Annotated in this window: 17 protein-coding genes; 10 read left to right on the forward strand and 7 right to left on the reverse strand. The window is 68.1% G+C overall.

Annotated elements, in window-relative coordinates; translation table 11 throughout:
- The first annotated feature begins 121 nt into the window (after positions 1 to 121).
- The 3 genes from fumC (at position 122) to E4J16_RS05210 (ending at position 3,458) form a co-directional block, all read left to right on the forward strand.
- Entirely contained in the window at positions 122 to 1,549 is a 1,428-nt protein-coding gene (gene fumC / locus E4J16_RS05200) for a class II fumarate hydratase (RefSeq protein ID WP_136313442.1), read from the forward strand.
- A 739-nt stretch (positions 1,550 to 2,288) separates the two neighbouring features.
- Positions 2,289 to 2,972 (forward strand): DUF1345 domain-containing protein, encoded by a 684-nt coding sequence (locus E4J16_RS05205; protein ID WP_240038285.1) that lies wholly within the window; start codon positions 2,289 to 2,291, stop codon positions 2,970 to 2,972.
- A gap of 81 nt (positions 2,973 to 3,053) precedes the next feature.
- Complete coding sequence (locus tag E4J16_RS05210; protein ID WP_136313443.1) at positions 3,054 to 3,458, forward strand: DUF1304 domain-containing protein; 405 nt, start codon at positions 3,054 to 3,056, stop codon at positions 3,456 to 3,458.
- A 133-nt stretch (positions 3,459 to 3,591) separates the two neighbouring features.
- Here the strand turns inward: E4J16_RS05210 and E4J16_RS05215 are convergent, their stop codons facing one another.
- Together E4J16_RS05215 and E4J16_RS05220 are read right to left on the reverse strand one after the other, a co-directional pair.
- Positions 3,592 to 4,602, reverse strand: coding sequence for a zinc-binding dehydrogenase (locus E4J16_RS05215; protein WP_204519952.1), 1,011 nt, complete (start codon positions 4,600 to 4,602; stop codon positions 3,592 to 3,594).
- Positions 4,603 to 4,620: 18 nt separating this feature from the next.
- Positions 4,621 to 5,214 carry a PadR family transcriptional regulator gene (locus E4J16_RS05220; protein ID WP_136313444.1) on the reverse strand — a complete coding sequence of 198 codons (594 nt, stop codon included), beginning with the start codon at positions 5,212 to 5,214 and terminating at the stop codon, positions 4,621 to 4,623.
- A gap of 89 nt (positions 5,215 to 5,303) precedes the next feature.
- Here E4J16_RS05220 and E4J16_RS05225 point away from each other — a divergent pair, with 89 nt between their 5' ends.
- Genes E4J16_RS05225 through E4J16_RS05240 form a run of 4 tightly spaced genes read left to right on the forward strand, consistent with a single transcriptional unit; the run spans position 5,304 to position 8,513 of the window.
- Positions 5,304 to 6,242 carry an ABC transporter ATP-binding protein gene (locus tag E4J16_RS05225; protein WP_240038288.1) on the forward strand — a complete coding sequence of 313 codons (939 nt, stop codon included), beginning with the start codon at positions 5,304 to 5,306 and terminating at the stop codon, positions 6,240 to 6,242.
- A complete protein-coding gene (locus E4J16_RS05230) occupies positions 6,239 to 6,907 on the forward strand; it encodes an ABC transporter permease (protein WP_136313445.1) in 669 nt (222 codons plus the stop codon). Before E4J16_RS05225 ends, E4J16_RS05230 begins: the two co-directional genes overlap by 4 nt.
- On the forward strand, positions 6,904 to 7,581 hold the full coding sequence (locus tag E4J16_RS05235) for an ABC transporter permease (RefSeq protein WP_136313446.1): 678 nt from the start codon (positions 6,904 to 6,906) through the stop codon (positions 7,579 to 7,581). Before E4J16_RS05230 ends, E4J16_RS05235 begins: the two co-directional genes overlap by 4 nt.
- Positions 7,578 to 8,513 (forward strand): glycine betaine ABC transporter substrate-binding protein, encoded by a 936-nt coding sequence (locus E4J16_RS05240; protein ID WP_136313447.1) that lies wholly within the window; start codon positions 7,578 to 7,580, stop codon positions 8,511 to 8,513. Before E4J16_RS05235 ends, E4J16_RS05240 begins: the two co-directional genes overlap by 4 nt.
- A gap of 82 nt (positions 8,514 to 8,595) precedes the next feature.
- Here E4J16_RS05240 and E4J16_RS05245 read toward each other — a convergent pair whose 3' ends face one another.
- Positions 8,596 to 9,612, reverse strand: a complete 1,017-nt coding sequence (locus tag E4J16_RS05245; RefSeq protein WP_136313448.1) for a LacI family DNA-binding transcriptional regulator — start codon at positions 9,610 to 9,612, stop codon at positions 8,596 to 8,598.
- 282 nt (positions 9,613 to 9,894) lie between these two features.
- Between E4J16_RS05245 and E4J16_RS05250 the strand changes: the two genes are divergently transcribed.
- Genes E4J16_RS05250 through E4J16_RS05260 form a run of 3 tightly spaced genes read left to right on the forward strand, consistent with a single transcriptional unit; the run spans position 9,895 to position 13,159 of the window.
- Positions 9,895 to 10,926, forward strand: coding sequence for a Gfo/Idh/MocA family oxidoreductase (locus E4J16_RS05250; RefSeq protein WP_136194490.1), 1,032 nt, complete (start codon positions 9,895 to 9,897; stop codon positions 10,924 to 10,926).
- A complete protein-coding gene (locus E4J16_RS05255; protein WP_136313449.1) occupies positions 10,923 to 11,747 on the forward strand; it encodes a TIM barrel protein in 825 nt (274 codons plus the stop codon). The genes E4J16_RS05250 and E4J16_RS05255 overlap by 4 nt, the downstream gene beginning before the upstream one ends.
- Entirely contained in the window at positions 11,744 to 13,159 is a 1,416-nt protein-coding gene (locus E4J16_RS05260; protein ID WP_136313450.1) for a sugar porter family MFS transporter, read from the forward strand. Before E4J16_RS05255 ends, E4J16_RS05260 begins: the two co-directional genes overlap by 4 nt.
- Positions 13,160 to 13,239: 80 nt before the next feature.
- Here the strand turns inward: E4J16_RS05260 and E4J16_RS05265 are convergent, their stop codons facing one another.
- From E4J16_RS05265 to E4J16_RS05280, 4 genes are all read right to left on the reverse strand, one after another.
- Positions 13,240 to 13,860 carry a dihydrofolate reductase gene (locus E4J16_RS05265; protein ID WP_136313451.1) on the reverse strand — a complete coding sequence of 207 codons (621 nt, stop codon included), beginning with the start codon at positions 13,858 to 13,860 and terminating at the stop codon, positions 13,240 to 13,242.
- Positions 13,857 to 14,732 carry a thymidylate synthase gene (locus E4J16_RS05270; RefSeq protein ID WP_136194486.1) on the reverse strand — a complete coding sequence of 292 codons (876 nt, stop codon included), beginning with the start codon at positions 14,730 to 14,732 and terminating at the stop codon, positions 13,857 to 13,859. Before E4J16_RS05270 ends, E4J16_RS05265 begins: the two co-directional genes overlap by 4 nt.
- Before the next feature lie 131 nt (positions 14,733 to 14,863).
- Complete coding sequence (locus E4J16_RS05275) at positions 14,864 to 15,313, reverse strand: OsmC family protein (RefSeq protein ID WP_136194485.1); 450 nt, start codon at positions 15,311 to 15,313, stop codon at positions 14,864 to 14,866.
- 95 nt (positions 15,314 to 15,408) lie between these two features.
- Complete coding sequence (locus E4J16_RS05280) at positions 15,409 to 15,906, reverse strand: DUF2505 domain-containing protein (protein ID WP_136313452.1); 498 nt, start codon at positions 15,904 to 15,906, stop codon at positions 15,409 to 15,411.
- Between the last annotated feature and the right edge of the window lie 133 nt (positions 15,907 to 16,039).

A 16,039-nucleotide genomic window follows, 5' to 3' on the forward strand; every position in this document is an offset into this window, starting at 1 on the left:
CGGGGGAGTGTCGCCTCCGTCCGCGTCCGGGGCGCACCGCTGTGCAACTCGCAGCCTGCAAGTGCGGACATAGGACGCCCGTCCCCGCCCGCACGCGGCCGCATCCGGCTAGCCTTGGACCATGGCACCTGAGAATTCCACCGGCGCGACGACGCGCACCGAATCAGACTCCATGGGCACCGTCGAGGTCGCCTCGGACCGTTACTGGGGCGCCCAGACCGAACGCTCCCTGCACAACTTCAACATCGGCCGCGAGACCTTCGTGCTCACGCGCCCGCTCATCCGGGCCCTGGGCGTACTCAAGAAGTCCGCCGCCCTGGCCAACGCCGAACTGGGCGAGCTTCCCGCCGACATTGCCGAGCTGATCGCCAAGGCCGGTGACGAGGTCATCTCCGGCGAGCTCGACTCCCACTTCCCGCTCGTGGTCTTCCAGACCGGTTCGGGCACCCAGTCCAACATGAACGCCAACGAGGTCATCTCCAACCGCGCCATTGAGCTGGCCGGCGGCCAGATGGGCTCCAAGACCCCCGTGCACCCCAATGACCACGTCAACCGCGGCCAGTCCTCCAACGACACCTTCCCCACGGCCATGCACATCGCCGTGGTCTCCGAGCTGGCGGCCATGTACCCGCGTGTGCAGCAGCTGCGCGACACCCTGGACGCCAAGGCCAAGGAGTTCGACGACGTCGTCATGGTTGGCCGCACCCACCTGCAGGACGCCACCCCGATCCGCCTGGGCCAGGTCATCTCCGGCTGGGTCGCCCAGATCGACTTCGCCCTGGACGGCATCCGCTACGCCGACTCCCGTGCCCGCGAGCTCGCCATTGGCGGAACCGCCGTCGGCACGGGCCTGAACGCACACCCGAAGTTCGGCGAGCTGACCGCGCAGAAGATCAGCGAGGAGACCGGCATCGACTTCAAGCAGGCCGACAACCTCTTCGCCGCCCTCGGCGCCCACGACGCCCTGGTGCTGGTCTCCGGTGCCCTGCGCGTACTGGCCGATGCGCTGATGAAGATCGCCAACGATGTGCGCTGGTACGCCTCCGGCCCCCGCAACGGCATCGGCGAGCTGATCATCCCCGAGAATGAGCCCGGCTCCTCCATCATGCCCGGCAAGGTCAACCCCACGCAGTGTGAGGCCATGACCATGGTCGCCACCAAGGTATTCGGCAACGACGCCACCGTGGGCTTCGCCGGCAGCCAGGGCAACTTCCAGCTGAACGTGTTCAAGCCGGTCATGGCATGGTGCGTGCTTGAGTCCATCCAGCTGCTGGGCGACACCTGCGTCTCCTTCGATGAGAACTGCGCCTACGGCATTGAGCCGAACCGGGAGAAGATTCAGGCCAACCTGGACTCCAACCTCATGCAGGTCACCGCGCTCAACCGCCACATCGGCTATGACAAGGCGTCCAAGATCGCCAAGAACGCGCACAAGAAGGGCCTGTCCCTGCGGGAGTCCGCCCTCGAGCTGGGCTTCGTCACCGAGGCGGAGTTCGACGCCTGGGTGGTCCCGGCCGACATGACCCACCCGTCTGCCGCGGACGAGTGATCCGGGCGGCTCTGCGCACAGCACGGAGTCGGTTGTTTAGGTAGACATCGTCCCCGGCGGTCCCGCGTGGTCCGCCGGGGACGAATCGTCTGGCAAACCAGTGACGGCTACTACAAGGCGGCTTCGCTCGATCCCGAGGGCAAGCGGGTGGAGATTGTGGTCGGTAGTTGGGCCCGGTTGTGTGAGTGCTTGGGTGGCGGGGCGCGCTTGGGTGTCTGTGTGTGGCCGTTGAGCCTGCCGGTTGGACCGCTGTGCCCCCGTTGGACCCCTGTGCCCCCGTTGGACCGCCGTAGCCGCCGTTTACAACGGTCCAACGGGGCGTGAGCGGTCCATCGGGGCGTGAGCGGTCCATCGGGGCGTGAGCGGTCCAACCAGGGGCGGGAGCGGTCCAACCAGGGGCGGGAGCGGTCCAACCAGGGGCGGGAGCGTGCACCCGAAGGCGCGAATGTGGTCCCGAAGTTGCGAGCGTGCTCCCGGGGGTGGCTCCGCGTCCTCCACGGGCACACGCAGCCCACTCAAACTACGGGCCCCGTAGCCACCAGCAGCGACCAACTCACCAGCCGCTATCAGACCACCACCGACATCGCCGGCACCGCCCCACCAGCACAAACGACTTGCGCGGCACGACCTAGGCGACGAGCTGCGCGGCGGCGGGAGGCCTGAGGCCCGCGTCTGAAGTCTGCAATCGCGGATCCCGGCGCATTCGCGCCTCAGCGGCCGGCCGTGGCAGGCTTCGGCCATGAAGCGATCGAGCGTTGTCGGCGTTGTCGTGGAGGCGGTTCTCGTCATTCTGGGCCTGGTGGCCGTATTCGGAGGAGAGAGTGAGCTGGCCGCGTACTGCTCGGCCGGTTGGGTCTTGGTTGCGCTGGTTTACGTTGTGATCGTGGCCTGGGCCGCTTGGCGACGTCGGGTGCTGGCGGACGACGATGAAATCCAGGAGCCTGCGCTCAGCCTTCCCCGCTGGCTGATTGCTCTTCTGGGAACATCCCCGGTAATAGCGGCGCTCGTGGGTCTGGTCAATGTGCTGACCGGAATCAACATTCCACAAGAACTGATCGACCAATTGGCCGTCATCAACGGTGCGGCGCAGGTGAGTGCCCTGGCTCGGGTTCTCCAAGTCGTCGCCACGGTGATTACGATACTCACCGCCATGCTCGGTTGGGCGCTTCTCCACCTGGGATATGCCCGGCATTACGAACGTCTGGACCACCTGTACGGGCCGGCCCTGCAGTTCCCTGGCACAGCGGACCCGGATCTCACCGATTACGTGTACTTCTCCCTGACTGTGGGAACCACCTTCGCCACCTCGGACGTCGCCGTGACGTCTCGCCGCCTGCGCTGGACAGTGGCGGTTCAGTCCGTCTTCGCCTTCTTCTACAACGCGATCGTGCTGGTGATCGCGTTTAAGTTCATCACGGGCTGACCGGGATTCGCGGAGCGGCTACATCGAATCGCCGCCAGGCCCGTGCCGCGGCATCACCAACCACCCCTTAAGCTTCGGCCCGTGAATGTACTCCACATTATTGGCCTGGTGGCCGCCGTCCTCGCCTCAGCCCTGCACGTGCTCATCTTCTGGATGGAGTCGATCGCCTGGGAGGGGCCGCTGGCCCGCAAGACCTTCGGCGGAACCCCCGAGGAAGCCAGGCCGCATGCCTTCTACGCCTACAATCAGGGCTTCTACAACCTGTTCCTCGCGGTGGAGGCCCTGGGCGGCGCCGCCCTCATGGCTCTGAGTTCCGGCGCGTGGCACACCGCGGGCAGCGCCCTGGCCCTGTACGGCACCGGTTCCATGCTTGCCGCCGCCCTGGTGCTTGCGCTGAAGTCCCCCGCACACCGCCCGGCTGCGGTCAAGCAGGGGGCGTTCCCACTGATCGCCATCGTGTTCCTGGTCGCGGGGCTATTGCGCTGAGTCTGGCTGCCTGAACGGTCGGCTGGGCCCGACGACGGCTTGCGTCCCGCGGCCGTCGGCTACGCGATGGCGGCCGACATCATCGCCGAAGCGGTCATCACCGAGCCCGCCACCTGACCGGAGTCCACGCCGCTCACGCCCAGGGCAGGCCGACCAGCTTGCCGGTGCGCGCGCCGGCGGCCATGTCCCGCTGCGCCTGAACGATCTCCTCAAGTGGGTAGGTGTGCATTGGTAGGAGGTCCAGGGCGCCGGTCTCGATTCGGTCCAGCACCCGCTGCAACTCCGCTTCCGGCAGGTCGGAGGCCTGACCGGAGTAGGTGGTCAACCGCACTCCGTTCGGGATCCAGTCCAGCGGATAGAAGTCCTTGATGGTCCAAGAGTCCGAGAGCATGCCGGTGAAGCACACCGTACCGTGCACCGCGGCGGCCTGCAGCGAGTCGCGCAGCGTGGGCACGCCCACCAGTTCCAGTACCGCGTCCACCCCCGCGGGCTCGTGCCGACGCACCTGCTGTGCCACCGCGCCGTCGTCGCGCAGCGCCGTCACGCCCCGGGTGGTGAGCAACTCCAGCCCCGCCTCCCGCCGGGAGGTGGCGTAGACCCGGCAGCCCATATCGAGCGCGAGGGCCGCCGTGGCCAGGCCCAGCGCCGAGGTGCCGCCGCGCACCAGCAGGCTCTGACCGGGTTGCAGACTCAGCCCGGTGGTCAGGGAGCCGTAGGCGGTCTGCAGTGTCTCGGGGACTGAGCCGATCACCTCCCACGACAGGCCCGAGTGGAAGGTGATGACCTGCTCGCGCGGCACCACCACGTACTGGGCGTAACCGCCGTCGAAGGCCCGGCCCATGTCGCCCATCATGGTGACCGCCTGGATCCCCGGAGCCAGGCGCCCCTGTGGATCAAGGTCCACGACGCCGGAGGCCTCGATCCCCAGCACGCGCGGATAGCTCATGCCGCCGGCCTGTCCGGTCACCGAGTGATACTCGCTGCGGTTCAACCCGAAGGCCATGACCTTCAGGCGCACCCAGCCGGGCCGCGGCTGCGGGACGGGCACGTCCATCACGTGCAGGTTCTCAATCCCCGGGGAGGTCAGCACGGCGGCGCGCATGCTCGCGGGCGTGGTGGTGACAGACGGTACGGCGGCGGTCATCGGGTAGTGCTCCTTTGTTCAGGGAAGTGGTTCGGGGTGCCGGGGCCGGCGCTCCGGCACCTGTGAGCCCGCGGTGGTGCGGTCCTCCTCGGCGGCGCCTGCCAACACCTGTTCCAACCAGTCGGTCTCCGCGCGTCGGGATGCGGCCGCAATACCGATCATGCCGCGCCGGTACGGATCGGGCTCGGTGCTGGAACGGCGCGGCGCGCCGTCGTCGTAGAAGAATGCGGGTGCCGGCTCGCGTAAGGCCTTCAGGCGGCGGCGCAGCACCGCGGTGCGTTCGGCGCTGTCAGGCAGGCGGGACAGGAATGCAAGCAGCACGAGGAACCGGGGCATGGAGGACACATCCGCATCGCTCGGGTGCCGCAGGAGCTCATGCAGGCGCTCGTGGCCGGCGGGGGTGAGCTCGAGGCGCCTGCGGGGCCGCCCCCGCGCCCCGGGCTCGTCGGTGCGGACGAGCAGCCCGGCCTGCTCCAGGCGCGCCAGGGCGGGGTAAAGGGACCCTTCTGAGAGGTGGCTGCCGGGCCCGTCCAACTCGTTGATCCGCCGGCGCAACTCGTAGCCGTGCAGCGGCCCCTCTGAGAGGAACCCCAGGATCTTCAACTCAAGCACACCCCGACACTACATCGAATCGACATATCTGCAAAGCGTTGTTACGGTAGGACGGCGCCGCCGCTCGGCGGAGGAGAGGAGACCGCCCTATGGGAATGCGAACCGGGACGCGGAAGGCCGGGCGCAACGCGTCGGTTGCGAGCGCTCCCGCAGCGGCAGTGCCGTCCGCCGGCGCAATCGAGTTCTCCGCAGTCACCAAGCGCTATCCGGCACCACAGGGCGCTGCCGGCCCGGCGTCGCGAGCCGCCGTCGACGACTTCTCCGCCACCCTCCCGGCCGGCTCCATCACCGTGCTGCTCGGTTCCTCCGGCTGTGGCAAGACCACCCTGCTGCGCATGGTCAACCGCATGGTTGAGCCGACTTCCGGCCGCATCCTCCTGAACGGCGAGGATGTTCAACACGGCGACCCTGTAGCCCTGCGCCGCTCCATCGGCTATGTCATGCAGAATGCGGGCCTGCTTCCACACCGGCGCGTGCTGGACAACATCACCCTGGTGCCGCGATTGAACGGCATCGGCCGGTCCGCGGCACGGGCGCGCGCTCGCGAGCTGATGGACATGCTGGGCCTGGCGGAGGACCTGGCCGACCGCTATCCGGGGCAGCTCTCCGGTGGCCAGGCCCAGCGCGTCGGCGTGGCCCGTGCACTTGCCGCCGACCCGGGCGTCCTGCTCATGGATGAGCCCTTCGGCGCCGTCGACCCGCTGGTGCGCCGTGATCTACAGCGCGAGTTGCTTCGCATCCAGGGTGAGCTGGCCAAGACGATCATCTTCGTGACCCACGACGTGGACGAGGCCCTGATGCTCGGTGACGAGATCATCCTCCTGCGCGAGGGCGCCCGCATCGCCCAGCGCGGCAGTGGAGCGCAGCTGCTCGCGGATCCGGCCGACGAGTTCGTGGCCCGCTTCCTCGGGCTCGACGACGCCGACCGCGCCCTGCGCCTGGCCGACGTCGCCGGCAGCCGGGTGGTCGTGGACCGCGCCGGTCGCGCTGTCGGCAGACTGGACGGTGGGGCGGAGGCGCGCCTATGAACTGGGTGCTGGCGAACCTCCCGGCGATCGGCTCCTACCTGGCTGCCCACGTGCTCCAGGCGGTGCCGGCCATCATAGCCACGCTGCTGCTGGCCATTCCCATCGCCCGGTTCGCGCAGCGCCTGGGGCCGTTGCGAGGCGTCCTCGTCTCGGGCGCCTCGCTGCTGTACGCCATCCCCTCGCTGGCGCTGTTCGTGATCCTGCCGGTCCTGCTCGGCACCGGTATCCGCGACACCATCAACGTCGTCGTGGCGTTGACGCTCTACGGCCTGGCACTGCTGGTGCCCGCCACGGTTGATGCGCTCGACGCCGTCGACCAGCGGGTGCTCGACGCCGCCACCGCCATGGGCATAGGGGCATTGCGGCGCTTCTTCACCGTGGAACTGCCCCTGGCCGGTCCGGCGATCGTGGCCGGCCTGCGCGTCGTAACCGTCTCCACCGTCTCGCTGACCACGGTCGGGGCGGTCCTGGGCGTGCGCAGCCTGGGGTGGCTGTTCACCGACGGTTTTCAGCGCGGCATCACTGCGGAGATCCTCGCCGGAATCCTGGCCACTGCTCTGCTTGCGGTTCTGCTCGACGGCCTGGTGGTGCTGGGTGGGCGCGCCCTGCTGCCGTGGGCGCGCCGCACCCGTGCGCCGGAGGCGACGCAGGAGCGGACGTCATGAACTACATCGGAGAAGCGATCGCCTACATTTTCGCCGCCGCCAACTGGTCGGGATCGCTCGGCATCGGGCGGCTGCTGTTGCAGCACATCGGGTACTCGCTGCTCGGGGTGGCCGTTGCCGCCGCCATCGGGGTGCCGTTGGGCTGGTGGATCGGACACACCGGGCGGGGTCGGGGTGCTGCCATCGCTCTGGCCGGCGCCGTGCGGGCCCTGCCCACTCTCGGCCTGATCACCCTGTTCGGGCTCATCCTCGGCGTGGGCCTGTCCGCCCCGATGCTCGCCTTCATCGTACTGGCCCTGCCCAGCGTACTGGCCGGTGCCTACACCGGCATTGAGGCCGCGGATCCCGTCGCCGTCGACGGCGCCCGTGCCAGTGGCATGAGCGAGTTCCAGCTACTCACCCGGGTGGAGATTCCGCTGGGCGCTCCGCTGCTGGTGGGCGGCCTGCGGTCGGCCGCCCTGCAGGTGATCGCGACCGCGACCCTGGCCGCCTACACCGGCGCCGGCGGGCTTGGGCGGCTGATGTTCCTCGGTCTCAAGACCCAGGACTACGGCATGATGCTGGCCTCCTCACTCATGGTCATCGCCCTGGCTCTGGCGTCCGAACTCTTCTTCATCCTCCTCCAGCGCGCCGTCACCCCGGTCGGCACGCGCAACCGAAAGGAATCCCCATGAATCCCAATGCTGACAAGCGCGCCGTGCTCACTCGCCGCGGTGTCCTGGCCGGCGGCGCTCTGCTCGCCGTGGCCTCCACGCTCGCCGCCTGCTCCAACTCCGACCCGCTGTCCTCGGGCACGGCCTCCGGCACGATCGTAGTGGGCAGCCAGCAGTACTACTCCAATGAGATCATTGCCGAGCTTTACGCCCAGGCGCTCGAGCAGGCCGGTTTCACCATCGACCGCCAGTATCAGATCGGGCAGCGCGAGGTCTACATCCCCGAGCTCGAATCGGGGGCGATCAGCGTGCTGCCAGAGTACGGCGGCAATCTGCTGCAGTACTACGACTCCGATACCGACGCCACGGACTCTGAGTCCATCCACGCCGCCCTGTCGGACGTGCTCCCGGACTCGTTGATGGTGCTCGACTATGCCGAGGCCACCGACCAGGACTCCTACACGGTAACCCGCGACCTCGCCGAGGAGTACGGCCTGGTCTCCATCGGCGACCTCGCCAAGCTCGACGGCACCGTGCTGGTGGCGGCGAACTCCGAGTTCAAGACTCGCCCTTACGGCCCGACGGGCATCAAGGAGGTCTACGGGGTGAAGGCCGACGTCTACCCCGTGGAGGACTCCGGCGGGTCGCTTACCGTCAGCGCGCTCGTGGACGGAACGGTGCAGGCGGCCGACATCTACACCTCCTCGCCCGCCATCGACGCCAACGACCTGGTGGTTCTGGAGGACCCGGAGGCGCTGATCCTGCCGCAGAATGTGATCCCGCTGGTCACGGCCGACCTGGATGAGGGCGCCATCACCGCGATCAACGCCGTCTCGGCGCTGCTGACCACCGAGGCGCTGCGCGTGCTCAACGCCCGTTCGGTGGACGAGCAGCTCGACTCCGCCACGATCGCCACCGACTGGCTCACCGAGCAGGGCATCCTGCCGGCCTGATCCGCACTGCGCGAGATCGGTAGATCTTACGTACCGAGGTCGGTAGATCTTACGTACCGAGGTCGGTAGTTGTTACCGCCGGTCACCCGGCGGCCTCGGATACTGGTCCGGTGGAGGCGCGTTCGATCAGCCGGGGAATCAGCACCTGCTCGCTGGGCAGGTAACGTTCCGCGGCACGCCCGATCGCCCGCTCCAGGGCGAGCTTCGCCATGAGGCCGGGATTCTGGTCAATGGTCGTCAGCGGCACCAGCCCGGACTCATAGCGTCTGGCGTTGTCGAAGCCGACGACGCTGATCCTGCCCGGAACGCCTACTCCGGCAGAGACGAGGCCCTGAATCACTCCGGAGGCAACCCGGTCGTTGAAGGCGGATACGGCCGTGGGCGGCTCCGGCGCTGCGAGCAGTTGTGCAGCTGCCCGAATCCCGTCCTCCTGCTCAAGCCCGCCGGGCAGGATCGTCGCCTCGGTGGACAACCCGTGCGCTGCCATGGCCTCCAGGTAACCTGCGCGCCGTTCCGGGCTCGACGGCGCCTTGCCACCGTCGACGTGCACGATACGGCGATGCCCGAGACCGACGAGGTGAGCGACTGCCGCCGCCACCCCGCCCCGGTCGTCGATTCGGATCACGTCTACTCCGGGGCATGACAATGGTCGCGCGACCGCCACTACGGGGACCTCGTCGGCGAGCATTCGCAGGCGGGCCGTCCCAAGTGACGGCCCGATCATGATCAGTGCCTCGCAGCGGTCGCGCAGTAGGGTCTCAGCGGCCCGACGATCGTCGACCGCGCCTACGACGGCGGAGAGTACGAGCTCGTGGTTCCCGCTCTCAGCGGCCGTGTACAACCCGTCGATGATCTCGGCGTGGAAGGGCTGGTGGCCGTCGAAAGTGACGCCGATCTGCCCTGATCGGGTTGATCTCAGGGCGCGGGCGCGTTGGTCGGGCCGGTAGCCCAGGCGTGCGGCCACCGCCTTGACCCGGCGCCTCGTCTCCTGTGATGCGCCGACGGCGTCGCGCATCACGATGGAGACGCACGAGACCGAGCAATTGGCCTCGCGCGCGACATCTGCGAGCGTGACCTGCTTGCGTGCCCGTTGCGCCATGTTCCCTCCGTGCGGGGGGGCATACGTGATTGCTCCCTGTGTGAGCTGGTTAGCCTGGAACATCTGTAATTATAGCCACTTGCGTCGAGAGATGCTCTGAACAAAACGTTGAAATATCAGTGATTACGTGATGTGTGGTTGCAGTTCAAGTGGCAGCAGCCGTGTCTGAGAGCTAGAACGTGCTAGCTTCTTTGTCATCACAAACACCGCGATGTTGCGGTTCTTGTGAGCAAGCGCCGCACCGCCCTGAGCACGCGCGGCACACGACGAAGGAGTCCACTCATGCCCAACAGTCCCACCCCGCCGGTTCGCATCGCCCTCATCGGGGCCGGTCGCATCGGCACGCACCACGCCACGGCCCTCGCCCACGACGTCCACACTGCGGAACTGGTCGCCGTCGTCGATCCGCGACTCGAGGCCGCGCAGGGCCTGGCCGCCTCACTGGGTGCCCGCGCCGAGGCCGAGGCCTCCGGAGTGCTGGCCGATCCCCAGGTAGACGCAGTGGTCGTCACCACCCCCGCCGCGCTGCACCGCGACCTGATCGTAGAAGCCGCCCGTGCGGGCAAGCACATATTCACCGAGAAGCCGATCACCACGGAGCTCGACGAGGCCGCCGAGTGCGTGGAGGCGGCCGAGCGCGCCGGCGTCGTCCTGCAAGTCGGCTTCAACCGCCGCTTCGCCCCCGGCTTCGTCGCCGCCCGGCGCGCGGTCGACGACGGCCGCGTCGGCACCCCGCAGCTGCTCCGGTCACTCACGCGCGACCCTGGCCCCTACGGCGGGGACCCCACGAGAACGCCGTTGTGGACGATCTTCCTGGAGACCCTCATCCACGACTTCGACACCTTGCGCTGGCTGAATCCTGGTGCCGAGGTGGACAGCGTAACGGCGCACGCCGACGCCCTGATCCGGCCGGATGCCCGCGCTGACGGCTTTCTCGACACCGCGCTGGTCACCCTGCGTTTCAACAACGGTGCCTTCGCCACCGCCGAGGCGAGCTTCTCCGCCAGCTACGGGTATGACGTGCGCGGAGAGGTCTTCGGCGATGGCGGCATGGTCACCGCCGGCAGCGGACGCACCACCGACATGGACTACTACGGCCCCGCCGGCGTCTCCTACGACACCTCACGGGCGGACACCGACCTACTGCACTCCGCCTACGTGGGGGAGTTCAAGGCCTTCGTGGAGGCCATCCGCGGCGGCGAGCCCGCCATTCCCACCGGCGACGACGGCGTCAAGGCCCTCCAGATCGCCCGCGCCGCCATTGTTTCAATCCAGCAGTCCCGCACCGTCAGCATTGAGGAGCTAACCCGATGACCGCCACTACCGTAGCCGCAGGCAACGCCTTCACCCTCGCCGCCTGCGCGGAGATGATCTTCACCGACCGGCCATTCCTTGAGCGCGTTGACGCCATCGCCGCGCGCGGCCTGAAGGTGGAGATGTGGGACTGGGGCGGCAAGGACCTCGATGCACTCGCGGCGCGCCGCGCCGACGGCGTCGAGATCGTCTCCATGACCGGGTATGTGGAGGGAGACCTGACCACCGACGACGGCGTGGCCCGGTTGCTGGCCACCGCCGAGCAGTCCCTGGCCGCCGCGGAGAGGATCGACTGCCCACGACTGAACGTGCACGGCACCGGCCTGGGGGAGGGCGGCATCCCCGTGGTCGCCAATGAGCACCCGAGTCCCGGGGACTGGCTGCGCGCCGCCGACACGCTGCGCCGCCTGGCCGCACTGGGGGAGCGTGAGGGGCGGGTGTTCACGCTGGAGAACCTGAACCTGCCCGTGGACCACCCCGGCTGCCCCTTCGCCCTGGCCAGGGACACGCGCACGCTCGTGGCGGCCGTCGACTCCCCGCACCTGCGCATGAACCTAGACCTCTACCACGCGCAGATCGGCGAGGGGAACCTCATCGAGCTCTGCCGCGCCTCGCAGCCGTGGATCGGTGAGATCCAGGTGGCGGACGTGCCCGGCCGCGCCCAGCCCGGCACTGGCGAGGTCAATTACCGTGCCGTCGCCCTAGCTCTGATGGACATGGGTTACCGGGGTACGGTGGCGATGGAGGCCTTTGCCTCGGGCGCCAGTGATGACGCCCTGGATGAGTTCATCAGCACCTTTACCGTGGAGATGGCGCAATGAGCCCCGCGCCGTCCCCGGTATCCCAGCCGACCGACCGGCGCAGGGTAGATCGGCGTCTGTTCACCATCCGGTCCATTGCCACCCTGGGTGGCCTATTGTTCGTCTATGACACAGGTGTCATCTCCGGCGCCCTGCCCTTCCTTAAGGGCCCGGTGTCCGAGGGCGGCCTGGACCTGAGTGCCTTCGACGAGTCGGTGGTGACCACCTCCCTGACCGTGGGGGCCGCCGTCGGGGCACTGGTAGGAGGCCGGCTGTCGGATCGCTACGGTCGCAAGAAGAACATCATGACGGTTGCCGTCATCTTCCTGATCGGCGCGCTCGGATGCGCACTGGCGCCGTCGTATCCGGCACTCGTGGCATTCCGCTTCATCCTCGGTCTGGCCGTCGGCGGTGCCTCCGCGACCGTTCCCGTCTACCTGTCGGAGATTTCACCCGTCGAGATCCGCGGCACCATGGTCTCCCGCAATGAGCTCATGATCGTCACCGGCCAGCTGCTGGCCTACACCTGCAACGCCATCATCGCCACCGCTTGGCCCGGGGCTCACGCCTGGCGGTGGATGCTGGTGCTCGCCACCCTGCCCGCGATCGGGTTGTGGATCGGAATCCACCTGCTACCCGAGTCCCCGCGCTGGCTGGCCCGCAAGGGACGCGTCAGTCAGATGTGGGAGGTGCTCAACCAGGTCCGCATGGCCGATGAGGTCGCGGGCGAGGGCGAGGACATCGTGCGCCGTGTCGAGGAGGAGGCCCGCATGGGCAAGGGCTCCTGGGCGGACCTGCGCACCCCGTGGATCCGTAAGATCACTCTTATCGGCATCGGCCTGGCCTTCCTGTCCCAACTCACCGGCGTCAACGGAATCATGTACTACGCCCCCACCATCCTGATCTCCACCGGGTTGGCTGCGCAGGCCTCGATCGTGGCGACCATCGCCAACGGTGTGGTGTCGGTGATATCGGTGTACATCGGCATCGCCTTCTTCCTCAAGCGGTTGCCACGACGTCGCATGATCCTGACCGGGCAGAGCGGTTGCGTGGCCTCGCTGATTGCGCTGGGGCTGGTGTTCCTGATGCCGGAGTCGACGGCGCGCAGCTACCTGGTGCTGGTTTTCATGCTGTCGTTCCTGTTCTTCATGCAGTGCTTCATCGGGGTGACCTTCTGGCTCATGCTCTCCGAGATCTTCCCGATGCGGGTGCGCGGCCTGGCCAACGGGGTGGCTGTGTTCTCCAACTGGGTGGGCAATGTGATCGTCGCCTTCGCCTTCCCAAACCTGATTGAACTGATCCAGGGCAATGCGTTCTTCGTCTTCGCCCTGATCAACCTGGGATCCCTGGCCTTCTATGCCAAGTTCCTACCCGAGACCAAGGGGCACTCCCTGGAGGATCTGGAGCGCATCTTCCAGGAGCGCTACTCCTGAGCAGCGGGCCGGCCCCTGCGAGTCCAGTGGCCGGAACAGGGGTGCATGCCGCCTTCAAGCGGCATGCACCCCCATCCGTGTCACTCGCGCCACCACTGGTCCACGCGCCATGCGGCATCACCGCAGACGGGACGCCAGGTGCCGGGGGAGTCGGAGGCGTCGGGATCGTGCCGCCACTCGCCGCCGAGCACCGGTGCCCTGATCACCGCCTCCGCTGTGAGCCCGAGTGCGTCGGCTCGCGCGGCGGCGTGGACATCAATGGTTGAGATGACCAGACGATCAACCGAGCGTGCCTCGAGGGCCTGGGCGTACACGTTGCCGCCGCCGATCACCCACACGCGTGGCAGCACGCGGTAACCGCCCTCACGCGGGTCCGGCGCGAGATCCGCAGCGGCCGCGTGCGCCGCAGCCATTGCGGTCCCCAGATCACGTGCCACTACCGCTCCCGGGGCGGACCACTGCGAGCGCCGCGTCAGCACCACGCTTGCGCGCCCGTCCAGCGCACGCCCGATGGATTCCCAAGTGGTACGGCCCATGACGACGACGCCTCCCAGGGTGGCTGCCCGGAAGTGGCGGAAGTCCGCCGGCACGCGCCACAGCATGCCGCCGTCGGCACCGATGACGCCGTCGCGGTCCTGCGCCCAGATCGCACCCACGTGCCGGGGCCCGGGGGGCTGAGTCGCGCGGTCGACGGCACTCATACCGCCACCGGCGCCTTGATCGTCGGATGGTGCTGGTAGCCGGCGGACGCGTCGATGTCATCCATCGTGTAGGCGTCAATCGAATCGGCCCGCTCCAGACGCAAGCGGGGGAACGGGTATGCCTGCGGGACTCGGGAGAGCTGCTCGCGTACCTGGGTGACGTGGTTGTCGTAGATATGGCAGTCGCCCCCGGACCAGATCAGCTCGCCGACCTCCAGGTCCGCCTGCTGCGCCAGCATGTGGGTCAGCAGCGCGTAGGAGGCGATATTGAAGGGCACCCCCAGGAACAGGTCCGCCGATCGCTGGTAGACCTGCAACGACAGCCTTCCGTCCGCCACGAAGCACTGGAACAGGACGTGGCACGGAGCCAGGGCCATTCGGTCCAGGTCGGAGACGTTCCAGGCGGACACCAGCATGCGCCGGGAGTCGGGATCGCGACGCAGCGTGTCTATGAGTCCGGTGATCTGGTCGATCGCCCCGCCGTCGCGCGCCGGCCAACTACGCCACTGGGCGCCGTAAACCGGTCCGAGTCCGCCGTCGGCGTCGGCCCACTCGTCCCATATGCTGATGCCGCGCTCCTGCAGCCAGCGGGCATTCATATCGCCGCGCAGGAACCACAGCAGCTCACCCTTCACCGCCTTCATCGCCACGAACTTGGTGGTGATGCGCGGAAAGCCGGCCGCAAGGTCGTAGCGCAGCTGCCTGGCGAACACCGCGCGCGTGCCGGTGCCGGTGCGGTCCCCCTTGTGGACGCCGTCGAGCAGGACCTCCGCGAGCAGCTCCTCATAGGAGACGTCGGTGTCGGTCGGCGGCGTCAGCCCCAGCCGGGCAAGGTGCGGGTATTGGACGGCCTCGTCGATGGCGTTGCTCATGGGTGCGTCTGCGTCCTATCAAGGGCTGCGGGTGTAATGCCACCACCTTAGCGTCTTGACCGGCGCCTCCCGTCAAGCGGGCGACGCCGGTCAAGATCGTATGCGGTTGGCCTGGACAGGAGCCGATCGCGTCACTCCGCGTCCGGGTCGTCCAGCAGGTGGAGACGCACGCCTGCCCCGTGCTCAATGGTGTGACCGACCGTGCAGCCGCGCTCGATGGCCCGTTCGACCCGCTCATTCAGAGTCTGCCGCTGCTCGGGGCTCAGGGAGGCGAAGTCGGCGATGATCTGTACGTCGAAGTCGCTGTAGCGCTCGTCCTCCTCGTGCTTGAGCGTGGCGACTACGACGTTGGCGTCGAAGTCCTCGCCGAGCGCCTTGGCCAGCCGATGGTCCGCCGACAGCGTGTTGCAGGTTCCCAGGGCGATCTTGATGAGCTCGCCCGGGGAGAATTCGCCCTCGCCCATGCCTACGCGCACCTCGGCGCCGCGTGAGTTGTGACCCAGGTACTGGCGGGTACCAGTGCGCTCCGCCCACACCGAGTTGGTTTCAGTGGGGGTGATGACGTCCTCGCGATCGTTCATGGCGCGATCGTGGCATGTCGACGACGGCGTTTCCAACGGCATGCGCGCTGGGCGGAATGGGAATAGCCGTCGGCGCCCCGGCCGCCGGCAGCCGGTCAGGCGGCGGTCAGCCAGGCGGTTCCCCGACGGCGCTCGTCGGCCACGATCCGATCGGTGCGTGCCAGCGCCTTCTCCTCCACGCTGCGTCCCACCAGCGGAACTGAGACCGACAGGTCCAGGTCAATGGTGATCTGGGTGGACTCGCCCTCACCGGGCTGCATGGACATGGCGGCGCCCGCCTTGACGGGGGCGCCCTTGACGGCAATGTCCAGGGTGCCGGTGCGGGATCCGTCGGCAGAGGGCTCGCCCCAGGACTCCGTGAGTCCGAATGATACGGCCGAGCGGACGAAGCGCGCGGCGGCGGAGGGCAGGCGCGAGGGCGGCACCGAGCCGGAGACGGTGGCCACAAAACCGTGCCCCCGGGCCGTGACGTCGGTACTCATGCCTTCGAGGTTGAACCGCTCGAAGCGGCCGCGCTGGTAGGCCGGGTCGGCAAGCATGGCGGCGACACGTGCCGGAGCTGCGGGGTAGGTGATCGTTATACGCTTCTTCATGGACGCGATCCTGCCATGTTTCACCCACGTCTCGCTTGATCCGAGTCTTGCTTCACCCGAATCTCACCTCATCGCTTCATAGGTCCGCCGCGCCTACATGGCGGGGCGCGCCCGCCTCGTCGTCGCCCGGTGG

This window comes from Actinomyces procaprae (assembly GCF_004798665.1).
Lineage (GTDB): Bacteria > Actinomycetota > Actinomycetes > Actinomycetales > Actinomycetaceae > Actinomyces > Actinomyces procaprae.